24 protein-coding genes and 1 pseudogene are annotated in these 23,366 nt (G+C 40.6%); 1 reads left to right on the plus strand and 24 read right to left on the minus strand.

The window, feature by feature from the left end:
* Positions 1–11: 11 nt before the first annotated feature.
* From flhB to QNN06_RS28065, 21 genes and pseudogenes are all read right to left on the minus strand, one after another.
* Positions 12–1,064 carry a flagellar biosynthesis protein FlhB gene (gene flhB / locus QNN06_RS27965; protein ID WP_284036417.1) on the minus strand — a complete coding sequence of 351 codons (1,053 nt, stop codon included), beginning with the start codon at positions 1,062–1,064 and terminating at the stop codon, positions 12–14.
* A 13-nt stretch (positions 1,065–1,077) separates the two neighbouring features.
* Positions 1,078–1,851 carry a flagellar biosynthetic protein FliR gene (gene fliR, locus QNN06_RS27970; protein WP_284036418.1) on the minus strand — a complete coding sequence of 258 codons (774 nt, stop codon included), beginning with the start codon at positions 1,849–1,851 and terminating at the stop codon, positions 1,078–1,080.
* Between the two features lie 4 nt (positions 1,852–1,855).
* Positions 1,856–2,125 (minus strand): flagellar biosynthesis protein FliQ, encoded by a 270-nt coding sequence (gene fliQ, locus QNN06_RS27975; RefSeq protein ID WP_284036419.1) that lies wholly within the window; start codon positions 2,123–2,125, stop codon positions 1,856–1,858.
* A 13-nt stretch (positions 2,126–2,138) separates the two neighbouring features.
* Positions 2,139–2,876 carry a flagellar type III secretion system pore protein FliP gene (gene fliP, locus QNN06_RS27980; RefSeq protein ID WP_284036420.1) on the minus strand — a complete coding sequence of 246 codons (738 nt, stop codon included), beginning with the start codon at positions 2,874–2,876 and terminating at the stop codon, positions 2,139–2,141.
* Positions 2,877–2,896: 20 nt separating this feature from the next.
* Positions 2,897–3,487 (minus strand): flagellar biosynthetic protein FliO, encoded by a 591-nt coding sequence (locus tag QNN06_RS27985; protein ID WP_284036421.1) that lies wholly within the window; start codon positions 3,485–3,487, stop codon positions 2,897–2,899.
* Positions 3,488–3,501: 14 nt separating this feature from the next.
* Positions 3,502–3,849, minus strand: coding sequence for a flagellar motor switch protein FliN (fliN, locus tag QNN06_RS27990; RefSeq protein WP_284036422.1), 348 nt, complete (start codon positions 3,847–3,849; stop codon positions 3,502–3,504).
* Between the two features lie 40 nt (positions 3,850–3,889).
* Entirely contained in the window at positions 3,890–4,333 is a 444-nt protein-coding gene (locus QNN06_RS27995) for a flagellar export protein FliJ (protein WP_284036423.1), read from the minus strand.
* Positions 4,330–5,655, minus strand: coding sequence for a flagellar protein export ATPase FliI (fliI, locus tag QNN06_RS28000; protein ID WP_284036424.1), 1,326 nt, complete (start codon positions 5,653–5,655; stop codon positions 4,330–4,332). The genes QNN06_RS27995 and fliI overlap by 4 nt, the downstream gene beginning before the upstream one ends.
* The gene (locus QNN06_RS28005) at positions 5,648–6,406 is read right to left on the minus strand and encodes a FliH/SctL family protein (RefSeq protein ID WP_284036425.1); all 759 of its coding nucleotides are present in this window, start codon (positions 6,404–6,406) and stop codon (positions 5,648–5,650) included. The genes fliI and QNN06_RS28005 overlap by 8 nt, the downstream gene beginning before the upstream one ends.
* On the minus strand, positions 6,399–7,406 hold the full coding sequence (gene fliG / locus QNN06_RS28010; RefSeq protein ID WP_284036426.1) for a flagellar motor switch protein FliG: 1,008 nt from the start codon (positions 7,404–7,406) through the stop codon (positions 6,399–6,401). The genes QNN06_RS28005 and fliG overlap by 8 nt, the downstream gene beginning before the upstream one ends.
* A gap of 24 nt (positions 7,407–7,430) precedes the next feature.
* On the minus strand, positions 7,431–9,026 hold the full coding sequence (gene fliF / locus QNN06_RS28015) for a flagellar basal-body MS-ring/collar protein FliF (RefSeq protein ID WP_284036427.1): 1,596 nt from the start codon (positions 9,024–9,026) through the stop codon (positions 7,431–7,433).
* Between the two features lie 33 nt (positions 9,027–9,059).
* Positions 9,060–9,356, minus strand: a complete 297-nt coding sequence (gene fliE, locus QNN06_RS28020) for a flagellar hook-basal body complex protein FliE (RefSeq protein WP_284036428.1) — start codon at positions 9,354–9,356, stop codon at positions 9,060–9,062.
* A gap of 12 nt (positions 9,357–9,368) precedes the next feature.
* Entirely contained in the window at positions 9,369–9,809 is a 441-nt protein-coding gene (gene flgC / locus QNN06_RS28025; RefSeq protein WP_284036429.1) for a flagellar basal body rod protein FlgC, read from the minus strand.
* 5 nt (positions 9,810–9,814) lie between these two features.
* The gene (gene flgB, locus QNN06_RS28030) at positions 9,815–10,201 is read right to left on the minus strand and encodes a flagellar basal body rod protein FlgB (RefSeq protein ID WP_284036430.1); all 387 of its coding nucleotides are present in this window, start codon (positions 10,199–10,201) and stop codon (positions 9,815–9,817) included.
* Positions 10,202–10,543: 342 nt separating this feature from the next.
* Entirely contained in the window at positions 10,544–10,915 is a 372-nt protein-coding gene (fliS, locus tag QNN06_RS28035; protein WP_284036431.1) for a flagellar export chaperone FliS, read from the minus strand.
* Positions 10,916–10,932: 17 nt separating this feature from the next.
* The gene (fliT, locus tag QNN06_RS28040) at positions 10,933–11,304 is read right to left on the minus strand and encodes a flagellar protein FliT (protein WP_284037991.1); all 372 of its coding nucleotides are present in this window, start codon (positions 11,302–11,304) and stop codon (positions 10,933–10,935) included.
* A gap of 16 nt (positions 11,305–11,320) precedes the next feature.
* Positions 11,321–11,620 (minus strand): annotated as a pseudogene (gene fliN, locus QNN06_RS28045) (flagellar motor switch protein FliN); the annotation flags it as partial.
* Positions 11,621–11,684: 64 nt separating this feature from the next.
* The gene (gene fliM / locus QNN06_RS28050; protein WP_284036432.1) at positions 11,685–12,647 is read right to left on the minus strand and encodes a flagellar motor switch protein FliM; all 963 of its coding nucleotides are present in this window, start codon (positions 12,645–12,647) and stop codon (positions 11,685–11,687) included.
* 117 nt (positions 12,648–12,764) lie between these two features.
* Positions 12,765–13,556, minus strand: coding sequence for a flagellar hook-basal body complex protein (locus QNN06_RS28055; protein WP_284036433.1), 792 nt, complete (start codon positions 13,554–13,556; stop codon positions 12,765–12,767).
* Positions 13,557–13,570: 14 nt separating this feature from the next.
* On the minus strand, positions 13,571–13,990 hold the full coding sequence (locus QNN06_RS28060; RefSeq protein ID WP_284036434.1) for a flagellar hook capping FlgD N-terminal domain-containing protein: 420 nt from the start codon (positions 13,988–13,990) through the stop codon (positions 13,571–13,573).
* A 19-nt stretch (positions 13,991–14,009) separates the two neighbouring features.
* Positions 14,010–15,125, minus strand: coding sequence for a flagellar hook-length control protein FliK (locus QNN06_RS28065; RefSeq protein WP_284036435.1), 1,116 nt, complete (start codon positions 15,123–15,125; stop codon positions 14,010–14,012).
* Positions 15,126–15,304: 179 nt separating this feature from the next.
* On the opposite strand from QNN06_RS28065, the gene QNN06_RS28070 reads away from it, so the two are divergent.
* A complete protein-coding gene (locus tag QNN06_RS28070) occupies positions 15,305–16,042 on the plus strand; it encodes a glucosaminidase domain-containing protein (RefSeq protein WP_284036436.1) in 738 nt (245 codons plus the stop codon).
* Positions 16,043–16,061: 19 nt separating this feature from the next.
* On the opposite strand, the gene fliD is transcribed toward QNN06_RS28070, so the two are convergent.
* From fliD to QNN06_RS28085, 3 genes are all read right to left on the minus strand, one after another.
* Positions 16,062–17,600, minus strand: coding sequence for a flagellar filament capping protein FliD (gene fliD, locus QNN06_RS28075; RefSeq protein ID WP_284036437.1), 1,539 nt, complete (start codon positions 17,598–17,600; stop codon positions 16,062–16,064).
* Positions 17,601–17,735: 135 nt separating this feature from the next.
* A complete protein-coding gene (locus QNN06_RS28080; protein ID WP_284036438.1) occupies positions 17,736–18,101 on the minus strand; it encodes a flagellar protein FlaG in 366 nt (121 codons plus the stop codon).
* Between the two features lie 163 nt (positions 18,102–18,264).
* Positions 18,265–23,343: an OmpL47-type beta-barrel domain-containing protein gene (locus QNN06_RS28085; protein WP_284036439.1), complete on the minus strand. Its 5,079-nt coding sequence runs from the start codon at positions 23,341–23,343 to the stop codon at positions 18,265–18,267.
* Positions 23,344–23,366: the final 23 nt, after the last annotated feature.

Below are 23,366 nucleotides of genomic sequence, written 5' to 3' on the forward strand. Positions count from 1 at the left end.
TTTTACCCCCGCTACTTGCTTAATGTTCCTTTAACCCGATAGACATAAGCCAAAATCTCGGCAACAGCTTTAAACAGTTCTTCTGGAATCTCTTGTCCAACCTCAACATTTGCATATAATGTTCTGGCTAAAGGCTTGTTTTCCATAATGACGACACGATGTTCCTTGGCTATTTCTCTCATTTTTAAAGCCAAGTAATCGGCACCCTTTGCCACCACGACAGGCACATTCATTTTTCCTGCTTCATAGGCAATCGCCACAGCAAAATGGGTGGGATTGGTGATCAGCACTTGGGCATTCGGAACTTCCTGCATCATCCGTGATCTCGCCACTTGCCGCTGCTTTTCCTTAATCTTGTGCTTAATTAACGGATCGCCTTCCGTTTTCTTGTACTCATCTTTAATATCTTGTTTAGACATCCTTAATTTCTTTGCATGGTCAAAGCGCTGATAGAAAAAATCGGCAGCACCAATCACAAGGTAAACGGCGGAAATCGTAATCCCCAATTTCAACATAAGTGATGATAGAAATGAAACAATGCTCAAAAGTTCCATTTCCGGAAGCTGCAGAAATACTCCCCTTTGCTGCCACAAAAGCTGGGCTGTTATGCCCCCGATGACAACTACTTTAAGAATGGATTTAATTAGTTCGACAAAGGACCTTACAGAAAAAATCCGTTTTGCCCCTGCAATCGGGTCTAACTTTTTTAAATCCAGCTTCATCGATTCCGTCGAGACCAGGAAGCCGACTTGCGCCAAATTGGCAGCTAACGCAGCAAGCCAGGATACAAGAACGATGGGCGAAGCAATCATAGCACTCTCTTTGAGTAAATTTATAAATAACAGTGGAATAGATTCCTCTGTAACATTCCAAAGTAATAAATCTGACAAGCCATATTGAAACAAGTCATGCAACCGTTTTGCAATCTGACCACCTAGGAAAAGCAATATGGAAAATGCGGCGATCAGGACCAGGGAATTCGTTAAATCAACACTTTTAGCGACTTGTCCCTTTTTTCGTGCTTCCTGCTTTTTCCTGGGGGTCGCTTTTTCAGTTTTTTCCATAAGGAGACATCCTTTACGAGCCTAATATCTTCAATAATTGTTCTAACGAATGAACCATCGTACGAACCAGCTTCCCGAGAACAAAGAAAAAGCCTGGCAAAAACGCATAAAGAACAAGATAGTGGACAAACATTTTCACTGGAATCCCCACGACAAAGAGATTCATTTGCGGAGCCGTTTTCGATAAAATCCCTAAAGCGACATCTACTAAAAACAACGCACCTGCGATGGGCGCTGCGATTAAAAAGGCAAGCCATAACATATTCCTCATTACTTCCAACGAAAGGGCCGCAAGATTCTTGGACACCAACACTGGAAGCCAAGAATCTACTGGAAGCCAATCAAAGCTGGCCAGTACACCCTGAATAAGAATATGATGGCCGTTTACCGATAAAAAAAAGACCATGGTAATAATGTAAAAAAGGCGGCCAGTAATCGGCTCCTGCACCCCTGTCTGAGCATTAAACATCGATGCCATTGCGAAACCGCTCTGTAAATCAATAAAACTTCCCGCGACTTGTACGGCATATAGTAAAATGGCGGCAATAAACCCTAAACAAAGCCCCACCATTGTTTCTTTTAAGACAAGCAAAATGAATTCCCCGTCGAATTCCAACACTTGATGGTGGTCAATCACCCCAACTACAAGAATGGAGGTGAAAAACGCAAATCCCCATTTATATGGTCCAGGAACTTGCCTGTCCATCCATAAAGGCGCTGACACAAAAAAGCTGGTTAAACGGACAAAAACTAACAAAAACTGGGGTAAATAATCGAAAAATAGCATCGCTTTATCCTATGAAACTAGTAAGATTGGCGAAAATATTTTTTGTAAAGTCTAATAGTTGGGACAGCATCCATGGCCCCAAAATGAGCAATCCGACAAATACAGCAATAATTTTTGGAGCGAATGATAACGTTTGTTCTTGAATCTGAGTAACCGCCTGAAAAATACTTACAACAAGCCCGACCACTAAAGCAATCCCCAATATGGGAGCAATAACGAGCAAAGTCACGTAAATGGAGTTTTGCGCAAGTCCCATCATACTCTCTGGTGTCATTGTTTACACATCCTCATTTAAAACTTACGAATAATGATTGAACCACCAAATGCCAGCCGTCTACTAACACAAACAGCAGGATTTTGAAAGGCAAAGAAATGAGAGAAGGCGGAACCATCATCATCCCCATCGCCATCAAGATACTGGAGACAATCATATCAATCACAACGAATGGGATAAAAATCAAAAAGCCCATTTGAAATGCTGTTTTCAGCTCACTGATGGCAAAAGCCGGCACCAGCACTGTAAGCGGAATATCATGAATTGACTTAATGTCTTGGGCATGACTGTAGTCGAGAAACAGCTTTAAATCACTTTCACGCGTTTGCTTGGCCATAAATTCCTTCATCGGAGCACTTGCTTTATCAAATGCCTCCCGCTGCTCAAGCTTGCCATCCAAAAAAGGCTGGAGTGCCTGTTTATTCACTTCCTGAAAGGTGGGTCCCATGATAAAAAAAGTTAACAGCAGACTCAGACCCATGATAACCTGGTTCGGCGGCATCGCTTGAGTGCCAAGCGCATGGCGAACAAACGAAAGCACAATCGCAATTCTCGTAAAAGATGTCATTAATAATAGAATACTAGGGGCAACAGAAAGGACGGTCAGCATAAGGATTAATTGAACGGTTGTCGATGTTCCATTCGAGGACTCTGAGCCTCCAAAATTAATCTGGACGCCCGGTGTCGCTGCAAAAGCCGAAAATTGATAGATAAAAAAGAATACAGGCGTAAGTAGGATTACTTTTTTCATGGCCGCCACCCCCTTTCATGTTAGTCTTTGTTGTCAGATTGGCCCGATTTCATTTCCTTTAATTGAGCTAGAAACAAATCATCCCACTTTTCCTTAGGCGTCTTTCCTTTAAAAAATCCCCAATTCCATTTTCCTTTTCCTGAGATATCAACCGGTTTAACCGCTACCGTTTCCAATAGCTTTGTTTGTTCCTCCCCAGGCGGAATCGTCCGAATTAAATTAACACTGTCGCCTACACCAATAATGTATAGAGTATCGCCAATCATAAGCATCTGCAAAGAGCGGTTATTCCCGAATGAATGTCCGCCAAGCGCATGGAAGGCCCCGCCTCCAGGGAACAGCTTGGATTTTTTCGAAACAAAACGCAATACAAGGTAAAGAAGACCAATGATTAATAAAAATGAACCAAAAAATTGCAAAAGATAAAGCCCCATTGAGGCTTTAGGAGGGTTGGAAAGTGTAGAGGCGGTGCCGCTTTTTTGTTGATGATCAGAGTTGTTTTGGAAATTCTCGTAAACACTGTTCTCCGCGGCATGTGCTGCAGATAGCGGCTGGATGGACACCAGCAGACATACGAAAACAATGGCTATCCATTTTCTAGCTGAAGTCACGTAGCTTTCCCCTCTCACTTTATTTTTCTTTCTCTTTCTTGTTTGGAAAGAATGTCGGTTATCCGAATCGAAAATTGTTCATCTAAAACAACCAGTTCCCCAGAAGCAATCGTCATATTATTCACCAATACATCAATACTTTCACCTGCAAGCTTATTTAAGCTAAGGACCGACCCTTTCTTTAATTGCAGAATTTCCCGGACTGTCTTTTTGGTTCTGCCAAGTTCAAAGGAGAGTTGAAGGGATACATCTGTTAACAATTGTAATTGCTTTTTCTCTGAAACGGCGGCCGGCTGTTCGATGATGGGCGAAAACTGTACGGATTGGACAGCCCCATACATTCCCTTTTTTTGTTCCTTCACGTTGAATGCCCCTTTATTTCATAATGTTCCTTCAGAATGCCTAAATAGATAGACGCTGGTGGTAGTGGCGTATTGCCGCCATTTCATCCATGAGATCCTGTTCTTCTTTCTTCTCTTTTTGGATATAGGCATCATATGATTTGTCACGTAAGTGCTGCCACATTCGCTCATCTTTTTTCTTTTCGAAAAAGATGGCTTGTTTTGTCTTAAATTCTTCTTCCACCTTTAATAAATCTTTATTAATTTTAGAAATTTTTTCGTTAAGACCCTCTAAAAAATGATGTCGCTGGCGAATTTCTATAACAGAAGTAAAACTTTCCTGTTCCCAACGGCTAATTCGATCATCCCGTTCTTGAATATAGGCATTTTGTTCTTCTTGCAAAGCAGCTTTTTTCTTTATAATGATGCCAAATTCCGAATAGGCTTGGTCTTTTTCTTTTTCCTTAAGTGTTAAAATGTTGTTATATGGAAATTGAAAGGTCATAGTTGTTTCACTCCAAATTGATTAATCAGCAGTTCAACAGTCGCTTCAAGCGTTGGCGACTCCGTCGTACTTTGTTTGACAAACTGGTCAATCCAGCCTTTTGCATCCATTGCCTGGTCAATTTCCCGGTCTGTCCCTCTTTTATAAGCGCCAATTTGGATTAAATCCTCGGCTTTGTGATAGACACTCATATGCTGTTTTAATTTTTCGGCTGCCAATATGTGCTCGCTCGTGACAATATCCTTCATCACCCGGCTGACGCTGGACAATATATCAATGGCGGGATAAACTCCTTTTCGGGCAAGGTTCCGATCAAGAACAATATGCCCATCCAATATCCCCCTTACCGTATCGGCAATCGGTTCATTCATATCATCACCATCGACGAGGACGGTATAAAATGCAGTGATACTGCCGTTTGCATTTGTTCCGGCTCTTTCCAATAAACGCGGGAGCATAGCAAACACGGATGGAGTATATCCTTTTGTTGCCGGCGGCTCGCCAATCGCAAGGCCGATTTCCCGCTGAGCCATCGCGAAACGAGTGACAGAGTCTAACATGAGATTTACATTCATGCCATGGTCGCGAAAAAACTCAGCGATAGCGGTGGCTATCATCGCCCCTTTAATCCGGATTAGCGCCGGCTGGTCGGAGGTTGCCACCACGACAACTGACTTTTCAAGTCCCTCTTCACCTAAATCGCGTTCAATGAAGTCCAGCACTTCTCTTCCCCGCTCACCAATCAGCCCGATGACATTCACATCTGCTTCCGTGTTCCGGGCAATCATGCCAAGGAGAGTACTTTTTCCAACACCGCTTCCAGCAAACACCCCGACCCTTTGTCCTTTGCCAACGGTTAACAATCCGTCAATTGAACGAATACCCACACTCAAAGGATCGGTAATTCTTGGTCTTGATAACGGGTTTGGCGGAAGATTATCAGCCTTTGTTTCGAGAAGACCCATTGGCAGGCTGCTGCCGTCCATCGGATTGCCAAGGCCGTCAAGCACTTTACCAAGCAGATCCATGCCCACTTTTGCCGTTAACGGTTTTCCTGTTGAAATGACATCACAGCCCGGTGCAATCGAGTGAATCTCTCCAAGCGGCATGAGCAGCACTTTATGGTTTCGAAAACCGACCACTTCTGCCTGAATTGGCTTTTGCTGGCCAGTTGAAAAAATATGACAAATATCCCCTAATTTCACATCGGGTCCTTGGGACTCAATGGTCAGTCCAATCACTTGCGTTACCTTTCCGTTCATCTTGATGGGATTGACCGACTCAAGCACATCTAGATACGATTGAAGATTCCATTTACTCATGGCGGTCCTCCTGCTGATAAGCGAGAAGGGCCTTTTTGATTTCGCTTAATTGCGTATCAATTCTTGCATCCACACTGCCGGATGAAGTATGAATGATACATCCTCCATGCTGGATGGAATAATCAGGCAAAATTTTCACTTCCACTTTTCCGTTTACAACGGCAAATAATTGCTCCCTTTGCTTCTGGACAAATGAGTAGTCCTCTGGCGAAACGTTGATGGTTAAGGAAGAAGTTTCATAGACAGAGGTAATGGACTCTTTAATCATTGGAAGCAGGGTTTCTTGATTTGTTTTCAATTCCTGCTGCAAAATTTTGCTGGCAATTTCAATACTTAGATTCACAACGAAAGGCTCGGCTTCCCGAATAATCGCAATTTTTTCCTGGTAGGCCTGCTCTAAGACTGCGTTCGCTTTTTGGACAAGCTGCGTATATTGACCAAGACCATGGTTTCTGCCTTCTTCTATCCCAATCTCATAGCCTTCCTGATAGCCACGTCTTTTTTCTTGTTCTAATTCTAAGCGGAATTGTTCTTCTTCCTTACGCCGCCAGTCTGCGATTTCTTTTAGTGCCTGTTCCCTTCGATTGGAGAGCTCTTCTTCTAATTCTTTTTTCATTTGGTTAAACTCTAATGGCTCCTCCTCATGAAAAGGGATTTCTTCTTCATCCGGCAATTCAATAGGGTTTGGCAGGCTGACAATTTTTGTTTCGCTCTTCGATACAACCTTGTATGCTTTTACCAACCTAGACACGAACTACTTCACCACTTCGCGAAATAATAATGACACCTTCCTGCTCCAGCTTTCGAACAATACCGACAACTCGGCTCTGAGCCTCTTCCACTTCTTTTACTTGGACAGGTTCACCATAGGTCAGCTCTTCCTCCAGCGCCTCTAAACGGCGTTTGGAAATATTGCGGAAGATAGCATCCTTCACAGTCTCGCTTGCCATCCGCAGCGCAAGCGGAAGATCTGTGTTGGAAACCTCCATCAAAATCCGCTGGATGGAACGGTTATCCAAATTCGCGATATCATCAAAGACAAATAAGCGCTGCTTGATCTCATTGGCAAGCTCTGGATCAGCTTCTTCCATTCTTTCGAGAATATTTCTCTCCGTACCTCGATCTGCATTATTAAGAATACTGACAATGGAATCAACACCGTTTTGGACTTCGTGCTGATGTGAGCTGGTCATCAACAGTTTGTCATTCAGAACTTGCTCCACTTGCTGAATAAATTCAGGGGAAGCCGTATCCATCATCGCAATTCTTCTGGCAATTTCGATCTGCCTATCTGGAGAAAAAGAAGCAAGAATCACTGCGGCTTTTTCTGGATCAAGATAGGAAAGAACAAGAGCAATGGTTTGTGCTTTCTCACTTTGAAGCAGGTTAAGGATTTGCAGAGGTTCAGCCTTCTGTACATATCCAAACGGCTGTTCATTTGGCCGGTCTTCTTCTTTTCCTAAACGATTGAGAAAACTCGTGGCCTGTTCTTCACCAAAAGAACGCATTAAAAATTCCTTTGCCGCATCAAGGCCTCCGTACGAGACAATGTGGTGGGCTACAGCCAAATCATGAAATTCCAACACGATTTTCTCTTTCACATCAGAAGTAACCCGTCGTAATTCGGTAATTTCTTTCGTTATGCTTTGAATTTCTTTTTCATTTAAATGTTTCATCACTTGAGCCGAAGCTTCCGGACCCAATGAAAGCATTAAGATGGCTGCTTTCTGTATATTTGTATATTCTTCCATCCTATCACTCTCTTTCCCCTGGTCTTATGAAAGCCAATTTCTCAGCAATCCAACAAAAACTTCTGGCTGGTGCTGAGCCATTTGTTCAATTTCGTTTTTAATTGCTGCCTTTTCTTCCTCAATTTCTAATTCTTCCTTCGCCCTTACTTCACGCGGAGGCAAGAGCGGGAATGGATCTTGTTCTTCAACCTCTTCTTCCAGCTTCCTGCGGCGGCGGGCAATAAGGAAAATAATCAAGGCTATCAGCAATAATGCACCTGCTCCCGCGAGAGCAAACATCCACCATTTAGATAGTTGCGCTGTTTTCGCTTCTGCTTTTGCTGTTTGCACTTTACCGCTAAACTCACGAGGAAATACCGTAATCCGTGAAGCAATATTTTGATCCGTCAAGTTAGGATTGTCACTTAAGGCCGTGCGAACAACATTGGATAACATTTGCTCAATATTGGCTTTTGTCGCATCGGTTAATGAATTGGGATCCTTTGGATCAGGCGGTTCCACGCCGACATTGATCGTTAAATCTTCTATTTTATATGGGCTTTGGACGATATTTTTCGTAATCCGATTGACTTCATAATTAACACGGTTTTCAAGTTCCTCTGAAGTGGTTCCCTGTGCAGCTCCTTCCGCCGTATACCCAGGTATATCCGTTTCTCCTGTGCCGGTTACGCCAGTTGAATTATCCTGGCCCTTATAAGTCTTGGAAATTTTCTCAGCACTGATTACAATACCTTCATTTGTTTCTTTATTGACGGGCTCAACAAGATTCTCTTCCGTCTTCACCTGGTCGAAGTTCAATCTAACAAAAGCTTGAATCATCACTTTATCATGGCCCATAATCGTCCCCAGCATCTGCTGCAGATCCCTTTGAATATCCATTTCCACATCATTTTGGATTTTCCGCTGCTTGTTGTAGTTATCAGTAAGGAGCGTATCCTGCGATGTATCCAATCCTTGCCCGCTTTGATCTGTCATGATAATGTTTTCTTTTGGCAGGTTGGGAATACTCTTGGAAACTAAATGATACATGGTTTGAATTTGCTTGGGCTCAAGTTCCACACCAGGTTCAAGTTCAACCACAACCGAGGCCGTAGCTTTCCCTTTCTCCTCTGGACGAACAAACAAACTTTCTTCAGGAGTCGAAATGACCACCTGTGCACTTTTCACTCCACTTACATGGGTAAGCAGATCAGCCACTTGTCCTTGAAGGGCCTCTTTTTCCATGGCATCAAGCTGACGGTCGGTCGCCCCAAATTTCAAATCCTTGGTCATTTCCGAAAAGCTGATGGTTCCTGTTTTCGGCAGTCCCTTGGCAGCCAACGATACCAACAAATTAGGCGCCTCTTTTGCGGGAACAGTTATGGAAGTTCCGTTGTTTTCCAGGCGATAATCTGCAAAGCCTTGTCTATCCAGCTCAGCCTTTATTTCTCCAATTTCCTGCTGACTCAATTGATTATTAAAAAGAGGAACATAATCAGGTTTAGAGACAAAATAAATGGTAAGCGACAAGGCCAAAATAACGAAAACAAAGAGGCCGCTATATAAAAACTTATTTTTTTTGCTTATAGAGTTCCAATTTCCGCCTATTTTTTCTCTGAAATCCCGTATTTGTTGTTTCATGATCGCTCCACGATTTCTATTGTTTACTTTCTATTAGACTTGCATTCTCATCATTTCTTGGTATGCTTCAACCGCTTTATCACGTACTTGGGTAGTTAATTGAATGGCAATGCTTGCTTTTTGGGCAGCAATAGTAACATCATGTATATTGACACCTTCACCTTTTGCCAATGAAAGGGACTTACTTTCAAAGTCCTTAACCGTGCTATCGGCTTGCTTGATATATTGGTTCAACATGGATTCAAATGAGGAATTTTGTCCTGGGCTTTGAGGTTTACTTAATGATAGTAAACTATTATTTTTAGGTTGAATAGCTGATATATTTACCATTTATTTTCCTCCTTATTTTCCAATGGTGAGAGCTTTTTCCATCATCGACTTTCCTGCATTAAATGCCGTTACATTCGCTTCATATGCTCTTGATGATGACATTAAATCAACCATTTCCTTGGTGATATCAACATTGGGCATCATCACATAGCCTTCTCCATTACTATCCGGATTGGAAGGATCATAAACTGCCCGGAATGGGGTTGAATCTTCCACAATCCTGCTGACGCGGACACCCTTTAAGTTAATCTCCTGCTTTAACAATTGATCAAAGGATGTCTCTTTCTTTGTTTCAAGTTCCACCATTTTTCTCCGATATGGAACCCATTCCCCGTTTACAAATTCTCCTCTTGTCGTATTGGCATTGGCAATATTTGAAGAAATAACATCTAGTTTAAGACGCTGAGCAGTCAGTGCTGAACCGCTTGTTGAAAGTGCTTGAAAAATGGACATTCCAATTACCTGCTTCCTCTAATTGACATTTTTAGCAAATTAAATTCTTCATTGATTCCGTAGGTTAAGGATTGATACCAAAGGGCGTTTTTGCTCATTTCTGCCATTTCATTGTCCAAATCCACACCGTTTTCGCTATTTTTCATCACGATATTAGCTTTTGCCGATTCTGGTGACGGAACCTCACCCGATTTTCCAATCGCAATGTGCTTACCATTTGTGCGATTTCCGGTAAAGTTGCTATCAATTTCTTGTTGCAAGAGTTTCTCAAAAGAAACCTCGACTGGCTTATAATTAGGAGTATCAACATTGGCGATGTTGTTTGAAATGGCCTTTTGACGAAGTGACGATGCATCCATAGCCCGTGACATTATTCCTATTATCTGATTCATCTAATTCACCTGCTCTCCTTCTTTATTACACGACAGCTTTCGACATAATACTATTGTAACAAAAGTGATATTGATTGGTAATATTTATAACAAAAAAGAGTTCTAATGGACTATTTTTGTATTTCTCACAACTCAATAGTCTCTCTTTTAGATAAGAATTTAATCCTATACAAAAATACCACATCAATCGCCAATTAATCTTAGATTTGTCACGAATTGTCGTTTTATTGTAATGAAATGTCCCAAGATACGGCTATTCAGATTAAAAGCCAATCTTAAACACTAGTGGTATTTTCTGGGCCACGTAATTTTCCCATGAAAAAAACTCCTAATGCAAAGGCACTAGGAGTTTTTCGTTATTTTCATCGCTTCTGCCCAAGTATTCTTGAGCTCTACAAGCATATTTTGCACTTCATCAAGAATCTCAGCATCTTTGGCCATGTTGGCTTCAATCAATTTGCGTTTCATAAATTCATACAGGCTCTGGAGTGAATGAGATATCTCGTACTCCATATTTAAGGTAACCAACAGTTCCGTAATAATATCCTGTGCTTTCATAATGAAGGTATGTGCCTTCGGAAAATCTTTTGTATCGATTGCTCGTTTGGCATGCTGAATGAATTTTAAACCGCCATTATAAAGCATGAGCGTCAGCTCTTCTGGTCTTGCGGTTGTTACTTGATTTCTTTGATAGACCTCATTCGGATTTAACATGTATGTTACTCCTTTAATTACTTCTTTTCATCATAAAAGACGCCTTTTGAAACTGCTAAGGTTTCTTCATATTGCTTTGTCAGAAACTTTTCATTTTGCACAAGTCGGACCTGTTGGGACAGCTTCCCTAATGTTTTTTGCAGTTCCTTTTGAATCGCTTGTTCTAGCTTTAGCAAATCTTGAAACAAGTTTTCGACTTTTTCATTTTTAAGGCGCGTACCGGCAGCGGTATCCAGCTTGTTGAAGCTCTTGATGTAATCTTCCCGTTTCTCTAATAAGGTAAAAAAATCCTCTGTCTTACCCTGAACCAAGGCTTCATACATGGCCTTGGTTAGCCGATAATACTGTTCAAGCAGTGCCTCTTTTTCCTCAATCATAATATTCTCCATCAAATTGTTTTCACCTTTAGAAAGGGGATTGAGCAATTTCCGTGATTCTCACACCAAAATGTTCGTCAATCACGACAACTTCACCTTTAGCAACCAGCTTGTTGTTCACATAGACATCTACCGGTTCTCCGGCCATTTTGTCCAGTTCAAGGAGGGAGCCGCTGGACAATTCGAGAACTTCACTGATTTTCTTTTTGGTTCTGCCAAGTTCGACGACGATTTCTAACGGAATATCAAGCAGAAGCTGCATATTCATTTGGTCTTCCGAAGCTTTTGTTATGGTCTCAGAAGAAAACTCTGTAAATTGGAATGGTTCTTTTTCTTCAAGCGGTTGACTTTTGCCAAGAAGAGTTTCGATTTCCTCCTGAGTAAGATTCCCCTTATCCATCATGTTGGTCTTCTCCTTCTATCACATGCTTAATTTTTACGGCCAATCGGGATTTTTTCGTTCCCGGATGCGCAAGAAATTTCGTTTGCTCATTTATTTTTATTTGAAGCGGTTCTTCTACTAATTGATCTAGCTGCAGGACATCATTCACACTTAAACCAAGAAATTCTTCAATGGTAATCTTCGCTCTGCCTAATTCCGCACTGACTGGTACAGTTAAATGTTCTAAACGCTCCTGCAATAATCCATTTTCCTCTTTATTTTTCCCGATTTGACCATTGTTCTTGCCGAACCAATTATGAGATGTAAGTTTTGGAATAAACGGCTCCAATAGCGTATAAGGGATGCAAAGATGCATTGGTTCAACATCATTTCCAAGTTTCACGTTAAAGACGATGACAATGACCGTCTCTGTCGGAACGGACAGCTGAAGATATTGCGGATTCGTTTCAAGTTCTACAACTTTTAACCGGAGTGTTACGATATCCGACCATGCTTTTTGGAGGGATTGGGCTACTCCCTCAAAAAACCGCTTAAGCACATTATTTTCGATAGGAGTGATAGAGAATCGTTCTGATACCTCTGTAGAACCTTTTCCACCTAACAGCCGGTCAATCATGGAAAACGCCATCCGTGGGTTTAAATCCATAGCCATTCGAATTTCTTGTTTGCCTGCTTCAAATACACTAATAATCGTGTTATTCGGGAGCAGCTTAACAAACTCCTGATATAAAATTTGTTCAACGGAAATGACTTCTACTTGAAACATCGTCCGTAACTGGACGGAAATATTAGAAGAAAACTGGTATGCGAAATTTTCATGGATTTTCGTCAGCGCCCGCACCTGATCCACCGAAAGACGCAGCGCTTTTTTAAAGTCATAGGTCATGATGCTGGATGTACCGTTTAAGTCCGTCTGATCATTTTGCAAAGCTGTTCCACGACGATAAGTCATCTTTTTAGTCCTTTCCACTTTATAATACTGAAAAAATCGAATAGAAAAAGGAGGAATCAATTGTTTCCCCCTATCTCCTTTTTCATAAAAACAAACAGTTACTTGCTTAATCTAGGCTTACCGCTTTAGGTTAATTAATTCATCCAGGATTGTATCCGAAGTTGTAATGATTTTGGAATTGGCTTGGAAGCCCCGCTGAGCGATAATCATGTCGGTCATTTCCTCTGCTAAATCAACGTTCGACATTTCTAGTGTACCAGTAATGATTTGTTGATTTCCTGGACCATTCAGATTTGAAATATCCATTTTGCCAGAATTTGTTGATTCTGAATATAAAGATCCTCCCACTTTGCTTAAGCCGCTTGGATTGGCAACTGTAGCAAGGGCAATTGTCTGGCTGCCCAGAGATTTTCCACTGCCATCGAGTCCGGTTACAACTCCGTTCGCATCAATGGTATAAGATACACTGCCAGCGGGTAACTGGATGGCAGCTCCAGTAATATCGGTTAAAATCATACCGTCAGGATTTACTAGTTGATTACTACTGTCCATTGCAAAATTACCAGCTCTTGTTAAAAATTGCTCTGTTCCCTTTTTGACTACAAAGAATCCGTCTCCATCAATATACATATCAGTAGGATTATTCGTTACCGTAGGACTCCCAGGTGTAAACAAGTTTTGTACACTTGCAACTTTAGTACCTAATCCAACCTGTAAAGGATTAATCCCCCCTGAACCTGCTGTAGGGGGTGTAGCGTCTCTTAAAGTTTGACTAAACAAATCCTCAAAAACAACCCTTCCTTTTTTAAACCCTGTTGTATTGACATTTGCAATATTATTTCCAATGACATCCAGCTTGGTTTGAAAAGAGCGAAGTCCGGAGACTCCTGAATTTAATGAACGTAACATGACGGTTCCCCCAATTATTTATTTAATTCAACTGATTTGATAGCATTTGACGCAATTTCTTGATCACCAATTTGAAAATAAACAAGATTATCTTTATATTTAACCCCGGAAACAACCCCGGTTTCAAGCTCGTTTGTTTTCGGATTTGTCCAGGTCACTTTCTTTTCGAGCATATTCGAATATTGACTTAAATCATTCTTCTGGTTGGAAAACAAAAAGGCAGATAGCGATTGGTTCAAATTGGACAACTGCTCCAATACACTCAACTGCGCCATTTGCGAAATCATGTCCCTGTCTTCCATCGGTTTCGTCGGGTCCTGGTTTTGAAGCTGTACAGCAAGTATTTTAAGAAACTGTTCTTTTCCCATTTCCTTTTTCGGCTGAGTACCCGTTGTTTGGGCTGAATAGGAATTGATAGAATTGATTGCAGTCAACCGGTTCCACTCCTTTCACTTAAGCTGTTGTATTGATTTGGGAGACCGAGATGCTTTCAGTAGCATAATCCCGATACTCTTCTTCTTTATTATAGCCGGCCTCGCCATTTCGTTTTTTGGACTCCTGCTGTCCATGCCTTGCATGCGAATCACCTTTTTGCGAAAATGGTCCGGCAAAATTCATGGTTTGTTGGGAAATGTCGATTTTATTGACTTGAAATCCTTGCTGTTCCAATGCCGAGCGTAAAACCTGGACCTGCGTTTCCAACAAGTCTTTCCCTAAAGTAGTACTCGTAAAGAATTCGGCTGTCACATTTCCATCGTGAATGGACACCTTTACATCTACTTTACCTAAATGCTCGGGCTTCAGTGAAAACGCAGCTTCGAGATTATCATTCACCTTCTGTACATCAATGGCTGCTGATAAAACCTTTGTGACGTCATTGGCTAAATGTGACGCCCTGACAGGCATCTCAAAGGTACCTTTTCCAATTGGGCCCATCATATTAGGAGAAGGATTTAATGAAGTCCCGGAATTCACAGATTGAAACGATGGCATTTGCGGCTGCTCTTTTTCATTCAACATATTGAATAACGATTTTCCAAAATGATCCAGTTCCCCGGGCAGTTCCTGTGAAGTTTCTTGTAGATCAGGTTCAAGCGAAGTTTCTTCCTTTATTGGGGTTAATTTTTCACCCTCCTGAACGATGGGTACTACCTTGGCTGTAATGCTATGCTCAATTTCAACAGGGACTGATCCTGCCATTGGCTCTACGTGATTAGCTAATCTTTTTTCGTTATCCTTTAAGGTTAATACCGTATTTTGAGAGTCCGGCGCAGTGGCAATTGACAGCTCGGGATTGCCTTGCAATCTGTTTTGAAGCTTAATTGCTGATTCATCAGTATTAGGAAGTTCAGTAACGATTGGCGCTGTCTCTAATGGCGGCTGCTCTAGCGGCAAAGTTATGAAATTGAATACTGAACTTAGCTGTTCATCTTTTTTCTCCTTTTCTACCTCAACACCACTAATTTGCTTCAGTAAATCGATAAATGCAGAGGATTCCTCCGTTCCTTTCGCGGACGGTTTACTTGCGTTATTCACACCCTTAGGGTTTAACACATTAAGTTGAATCAATGCTGGCCACCTACTATTCTCATAACTTAAACACAACAATATTACTAATATTTTAATGGTATTTGTTCATTTCAACAACAAAAAGTAACAAAATATGACATTGCATCTTTTTTCCTAGTTACTTTTTCACTAAAAAACGTTATAATATGACAAAAATATTTATGGAAGGAAATATTCTGATGGATGTTCGTTCCCTCCCGATTAACCTATTACTAAATAGAGTCCTAGCACCTAATGTGCAAAGCAGTAACCCAGCCACTTCCATTTTTGCGAACAGCTCTTTTGAATCTCTGCTAACGGAAGCATTACTTAAAGCAAGTCTTTCTTCCGCGGCATTGAATCCTCAAAATAGCTCAACAAATGTAATGAATAGCCTTGCTAATATAGTGAGTTCACTAGAAAGTGATGTCTCATCACTTGGTCTAAAAACGACTGTTTTTGATGGCGTAGCATCCACTGAAAATGGAGCTCCCTCGGTACACGGAAATTCGCTTGAATCCACAAATATTTCTGCAGCCGACCTTAACTCTAAATTAAAAGGCGTGCTTAAAAACACCGGCGATTTTTTTGTTGAGGCTGGCAAAAAGTATCAAATAAACCCAGCACTATTGGCCTCCATCGCCATCCACGAGAGTGGAAACGGTTCGTCCAACGCTGCAAAATATAAATACAATGTGGCAGGAATGATGAGTAAAAACGGCCTGAAAACCTATGATTCCATTCAAGACAGCATCTTCGACATGTCGCGAAATCTTCGCCAGAATTATTTAGACAAAGGGAAGACAACCATTGCCGATATCGGCGCTAAATACGCTCCAATTGGTGCAGCAAATGACCCGACAAACTTGAATAATCACTGGGTGAACGGTGTGCAGCGCTATTTCAATACCTTTACAAAAACGACCGACTTCGCATAAGAAATCGGTCGTTTTCCATTTAACCGCCCATTTGTTGATATAGCCAAGAGCTCTGGGAATTAAATTTGGCAATGGCAGATTCCATGGCGGAAAACTGCTTGTAGTATTGGTTTTCTTTGTTTGTAAGAATATTCGTCTGCCGGGTGATATTCGATTGAATATTATTTAACAGCTTGCCAATCACACTCTGGTCGTAATACGAACTCCCACTTGAGCCTGCTTTCTTTGAAAGTTCTTTCATCCCAGCGGCCATAATGTCAGACAGGCGATGGACAAGACCGCTTGTCCCCTGTGTAGTATCACCTATTTGCGAAAAAAGACTAGTAACAGCATTCGGGTCATCTTGAAGGGCTTTACGAAGTTTTGTTTCATCGATATAGAGCTTCCCTTTATCCTGCCAGCTTTTCGAGGAAATTCCGATTGATGTTAGCGAATTAATATTACTCCCATTATTGACAATAGCCCCCATAGCACTCCGCATCTTACTGATGACATCAGCGACAATGCTGTCCCTGCGAAGAAGCCCGCTTTTCGCCTTTTCTTCCCACATTTCAATTTGCTTTTCGGACATTTCGCTCCGCTGATCATCGAGGAGCGGCTGATAATCGCGGTAAACTGGTTCATCATAGACTTTGTTTAACTTATCCAGCAAGTCGTTATATTTGTCCACAAAGTCCTTGATATTTTTGATTTCCGTATCTAAATTTCTCGATGCCGTCAAAGTAGTCGGTAAAGATGTTGTGCTTTTTAACGTAAGGCTAATGCCCATAACGGTTACATTGTTTGTCGATGAAGTCACCGTTTTCCCGTCAAACTGGAACCTGGCATCTTGTCCCTTAAAAATGGCACCTTCTAGTTCGGGTGTGGAAGGATCATCCCCGAAGGTAAGATCCATACCAAGATTTTTTAGAACTTCCTTACTTTCAGCAGAAGTATTTTTACTAAAATCAATCGTTGTAATATCACCTGTTGCTTTTGTTTTTAAAATAAATTGATTTAAGGCAGGATCGTAATAGGCTTGTAATCCTAAACTTTTTCCTGTTGCATCCTTTGCATTATTAAATGCGGTAACGATTTTATCAACCGTAGCACCCTCCTCGACCTGTATCGAACCAGTTAGAGAATCATCTGGGTTAGAGGGATTATTATTAACTGTAATTGAAATAGTCGTGGCCGGGCCTATTGGATCTTTTCGGTCAACTTGAACATTTCCAGTAAACGTTGCCGGTTTTGCAATGGATTCTACTTTATTAATATTATAGGTACCTGCCATTGCGCTAGATGTTCCTGTTCCGGAGACAGCATTCTCTTGGCTTGAGGATACGTCAAAAGTATTGTATGAACTAGATAGTTTCATATTAAAAAGCGTGTTTTGCTGGAAGGCAAAGAAATCCTTATTCCATTGACGATAAGCATCACTTATCCATATTTGCCTTTGCTGCTGTTGTTTAAGCCGGTTAAGTGTAACACTCTCAGCATTCATTAGTTTTTTTACAATGGATTCTGTGTCTAATCCCGATGCCATTCCGGTTATTCTTGTGACTGAGGAAGTATACAAAGGTGCTCACCTCGCATATTCATTATTATATATTTATAGTATCGGCTGTTTTGAATAAAAGTTTAGGTGTGAATTTCCTATTTCTAAAATACAAAGATGACCGAAGGAATTCCTAAGGCCATCTTCATGAAAAAATTATATACGCTCGTCTACTAATAACCCATTCTGTTCTTTCGCTGCCGCTACCATTTCCAGAAATTCCTCAGATGGAATTTGCTTGATTACTTCTTTGGAATGATCATCAACAATATTAACGAAATACTTGCCGGACGTTTCATGTAATTGAAACTCAAGATGGGTTGGTTTAAAAATGATATTTAGTTTTTCAAGACCTTTATTAATTTCTTCTATGGTTACTTCGGCACGTTTGTGATACTGTATGCCTTCCTCTGCTCCTTTTTTAAATTCGGAACTGTTATCATTTATTTCATTTACAGTTCTGTTTTTAACAGATTGGGAAATATTACTCTGAGCATTGGACAAAGCTGGATTAATCTGCATAATATTCATCTCCCTTTCATTTACTTTCATTTCCATTATTTCATTAAATACTATATATATTTATCTGTATCGGCAGCTTATAAATTAGAGGATAGGGTTTCCTTTCAATCATTTTTATTATTAAAAATAAGGACCTCCCGAGTAATCGAGAAGTCCTTGGATCTTACTTTACTTCTACAATAGCCTTTCCTACAACTAAAATCTTATTGTTCAGATAACTTCTTAACTCAAGCTCAACTGTCCCCTTGTTCCAATCAAAGTCTTCACGCTCGAATTTGAATTGACCTTTTTCCGCTTGCTTTTGCAGTCCGTTGTTGTCTGCTTTAGCCGAAACACCGTTTAATGTGACGCTTGAAACATCAAAAGCGGAAGATTGATATTTCGCTGGCAACGTCGCTTTTACAGTAAAGACTCCATTGTTTCCTTTGATGACTTTAGGCAATACTTCAAGTGTTACCGGGATGAATACCGCAAAAGATTTTTCTACGGTGGTTGTCCATCCGGCAGCATCGGTGACTTTAATCTTGAGTTTATAATCCCCTGGCTGGCCCAAGGTGATTTTGTCGCCTTTTTGATAGGATTTGCCATTAAGGGTGACTTCCTCTTTGGTAATTCCTGATAGATTGTCTTTTGCAAGGTAATTCAAAGTTAAAGTGGAACCAAACTCATATTCACCCTCTAAACCCGTGATAATAGTCGGTGCTGTTTTGTCTATTTTGACTTCTACCGATTTTACTTCTTCCATGTTACCTGCAGCATCAATCGAGAAATAAGAGATTTGGCTGGTTCCCTCTTGTGTTACTACTACCGTTGTTCCTTCAACAAAATCCGAGCCGTTGATTGAATAATAAGTTTTTTCCACACCACTGTGCTCATCGGCTGCAGTTAACGTGACAACTGTATCGTCCTTCACCCAGTTTGATGGTCCAGCATACGTTGTAACAGGAGCAGTTTTGTCTATTTTAACTTTTTTCGTGTTGATTGCTTCTCTATTGCCAGCAGTATCAACAGAATAATAAGAAATTTCATTGACTCCCTCACTCTCTTCCACAAAGGTTGTGCCTTCTTGAAATTCAGAACCATTAATTGAGTAATAGGTTCTCGCTATGCCACTGTTCGCGTCAGTTGCGTCTAACGTCACCGGTACATTGTCCTTAACCCAGTTTTTTGGCACATCTGTTGAAGTGACAGGCTTGGTTTTGTCAATTTGAACGACTGCTGTTTTTGCTTTCTCTTTATTTCCAGCTGCATCAACAGAGTAAAAAGAGATTTGATTGATTCCTTCTCTTTCTACTATCACATTGGTACCTTCTACATATTCCGAACCATTTATAGAATAATAGGTTTTCGTCACACCGCTATTCTCATCTATTGCTGTTAACGTAACGGATACATCTTGATTTACCCACGTTTCTGGTACTTTTGCTGAAGTAATTGGCGCCGTTTTATCAATGTTGAACTTGGCAGTCTCCACTTCTTCTTTGTTGCCGGCAGCATCGACGGAATAATAGGAAATTTCGCTGATTCCTTCTTGGTCCATTATGAAGGAAGTACCCTCGAAATATTCTGACCCATTAATAGAATAATAGGTTTTTGCCACACCACTTAAATTGTCCTTAGCAGTCAATTCAACGGCAAAGGATTGGGCATATGGCGGAATTTCATTAATGTCGGTTTCTGGTGCTGTTTTATCAATTTTGACAAAAGCTGTTTTTACTTGTTCCGCGTTGCCGACTTTATCAACTGAATGATACAAGATTTTATTGATGCCTTCTTTGTCTACTAAGATAGAAGTTCCCTCAGTAATGATTCCATCATTTAAGGAATAGAAGGTTTTTGCTACGCCTGTTTCATCATCTGTTGCTTCAAGCGATACCGTTTGATTTTGATTGACCCATTGCGTAGGGGCATTATCCTTCGTTACTGGTGCAGTCGTGTCAATAATTAATTTCGCCAGCACAGTTTCGGACGGCTTTGATTCTCCGAAGGAGTTGCTGTAAGACGTAACATAGTATAAGTGATTGGCATATGTTAAGTTTTGAATCGTATAGGATAGATTATTGACCTTTGCAGCAATAAGGACTGGTTTTCCGTCAATGATTTCATAGATATTGTAGCCATTGGCATAGGTAACAAAATCCCAAGAAATACGGGCACTGGTTTGGCTTAATAGCTGCAAGGATGCTTTTGGAGTTTCCATTTCCGGATACACAATTTTCTGCACTAACCGATTAGAAGGTACCGACTCACCGAAGCGGGTGCTAAATGCAGTTACCTCAAAGGAATGTGTGTCTTCCGTCAGATTGTTGACATTATAGTTGCGGGCAGTGCCCTTATAAATCAATTCCTTTTTATCGCCAGAAATTTTATAGACACGATATTCATTTGCCCATGTTACCGCAGCCCACGAAAGGGTAATATTATTGGCATTAAAGACCGTTCCTGTTAAAACTGGAGCCTGGACCACTGGCCAAGTTAAATTGAACGCCCATTCGCTTCCTTCTGGTGATTCCCCAAAACGGTCACTGTACGAATGTACAAAATAGTGGTAATCCCCTTCCGGCATATTAGTGAATGTGAACGCAGTTCCCGTTACAGTCCTTACTAATACCTTTTCACCATTAATCATCTGATAGACTTTATAGGCAGTTGCATAGGTCGATGCATTCCAACGTAATGAAATATCGTTCCCATTCACAATCGTAACGGTTGGATTTTGTGGCGCTTGCATGACCGGATATACAATTGTTACGTTTACTTTGCTGCCTTCTGGAGATTCTCCAAAGCGGTCACTGTAGGAATAAATCTCAAAGGTATAATCTCCCTCTGGCAAATTAGTTAAGGTTGTAGAAGTTCCCGTGACCGTTTTTTGAAGAACTTTTTCCCCATTAATAATTTGATAGACTTTATAGGCTGTAGCATAGGTAGAAGGGTTCCACTTTAAGGTCATGTCATTCCCGTTGGAAATAGTAACAGTTTCATTTTCCGGTTTGCCCATAACAGGGAAAACGACGGAACCATTTACTTCTGCACCGTTTAAAGATTCTCCTAATAAAGTCGAATAGGCTTTAACTACAAAGATAAAATTCCCTTCAGAAACATTCGTAAAAGTAGTGGCAGTTCCTGTTACTGTTCGTTTTAAGTTAAGTTCCCCATCAACTATTTGATAGATTTTATAACTGGTAGCTAATTGAACTGCATTCCATTTTAGGTAAATATCATTTCCATTATTTATGGTATAGGTTAAATTAGTCGGATCCGGTAATGTCTGCCCATCTAATATAGCTGTAATCGAACTACCTACCTTCGATTCACCAAAACGGCTGGAATATGTGTACACTTCATAATCATATTGACCAGGATACATATTGGAGAAGGAAACGGATGTACCTGTTACAGTATTTTTCAATACTTTTTGTCCGTCTACAATCTGGTAAACCTTATAGCTTGTTGCATAATCAGCAGCATCCCAGCTTAAAGTAAATGATGTTGGATCTTTAATCGTTTGAATCACGTTTGCCGGAGGATTCAATACTGGAAAAACAATCGCAAGTGACACTTTGACCGCTACTTTTGATTCTCCAAAACGAGAACTAGTTGCATAAACCTCGTATGAATAATCTCCTTCCGGCATGCTCACAAATGTAGTTGTCGTTCCCGTTACTGTTCTTTTTAATACTTTTTCGCCATTGATAATTTGATAAATATTATAGCCTGTAGCATAGTCTACGGTACCCCATGAAAGGAAAATATCATTTCCATTACGCAGTTCATATGAAACATTATCAGGTGCATTTATAATAACTGGTTCAAGTTTTAAAGAAACTTGAGTTCCCTCTTCGGACTCTCCAAAACGGGAGCTATTGGAGCGAACCTCATATACATAATCTCCAGCACTTTGATTTGTAAAAGTGGTAGAAGTTCCTGTTACGTTTTTTGCTAAAACCTTTTGCCCATCGGTAATTTTATAGATGTTGTAACTTGTAGCATTTTCCACAGCACTCCAGTTTAGAACAATATCATTTCCGTTTTGAATTTTATAAGAAAGATTGGCTGGAGCGGCCATTTTGTAAGTATCAATGTAAAAAGAAACCTTCGTTCCAACTTCAGACTCTCCGTAGCGATCGCTATAGGAGTATACTTCATACTCGTAACTCCCACTTGAAAGGTTCGTATAGGTTACCGATGTTCCAGTCACGGTATTTTTTAGAATTCGCTCCCCATTTACCACTTGATATACTTTATATCCAGTTGCATATGGAACAGTTGCCCAGCTAATTACTGCATCGTTAATATTTTGAATCTTGTAGTTTAGATTGCTTGGAGGAGCTATTACGATGGAACTTACAGTTAATGCCACCTGGCTACCTTCTTTAGATTCTCCGAACCGATCACTAAAGGAAAAGACCTTATAAGTATAGTCACCTGCAGGTAAATTACTATATTTTACACTTGTACCTGTAACTGTACTTTTCAGGTTTAGCCGCCCATCGATTACTTCATAGATTTTATAACTATTGGCATAATCAACTGCCTGCCATTTAAGCGTAACATCGGTTCCATTTGAAATCGTAAATGATAGATTTGCCGGCTGAGTCATGACCGGATGAATTAAATCGACCTTTACTATGTCAGTAGTTGGAGACTCACCATATAGATCATTTTCTGATGAGACAGCGTAAGTATACGATCCTTCCGGTGCATTTAAAATCGTATATGATCTAGCAGTTGTTGCTGTTACAAGTGTTTTTTCACCTGTTTTAGAAATTTGGTATACATTATACTTTTCTGCATATTGGGATGCGCCCCAACTAAGAACAATATCATTTCCATTTCGAATCGTTGAGGTCAGCGTGGATGGTGCCAACATGCCTGGATAAATAATATCTACACTAACTGGTGAGGAAGGTCCAGATTCCTCTTCACTACTTATCGTTGAGACTACATATCGATAAGAACCTTCAGCAAGATTATTCAAGTTGTAACTGGATGCGGCAGTATTACCTAAAAGAACCAGCTGACCATCCTTAATTTCATAAATCTTATATCCAGTCGCCCCAACCACACTACTCCATGTCAGCTTTCCGTCATCAGGAGTAATGGTTTGATAAGCTAGATTACTAGGCGGCAACAAGCTGGTGGTGCTAGCAGATGCCATCGTATTTCCAATTGGAAAAGCCAATTGATACATAAGCATCAATACTACTAAAAAAGTCGGAATGTTAAACACTCTTTTAAACATGACAATAGACCTACCTTTCGTGT

This window comes from Neobacillus sp. 114, from assembly GCF_030127045.1.
GTDB classification, from domain to species: Bacteria; Bacillota; Bacilli; order Bacillales; family Cytobacillaceae; genus Neobacillus; species Neobacillus rhizophilus.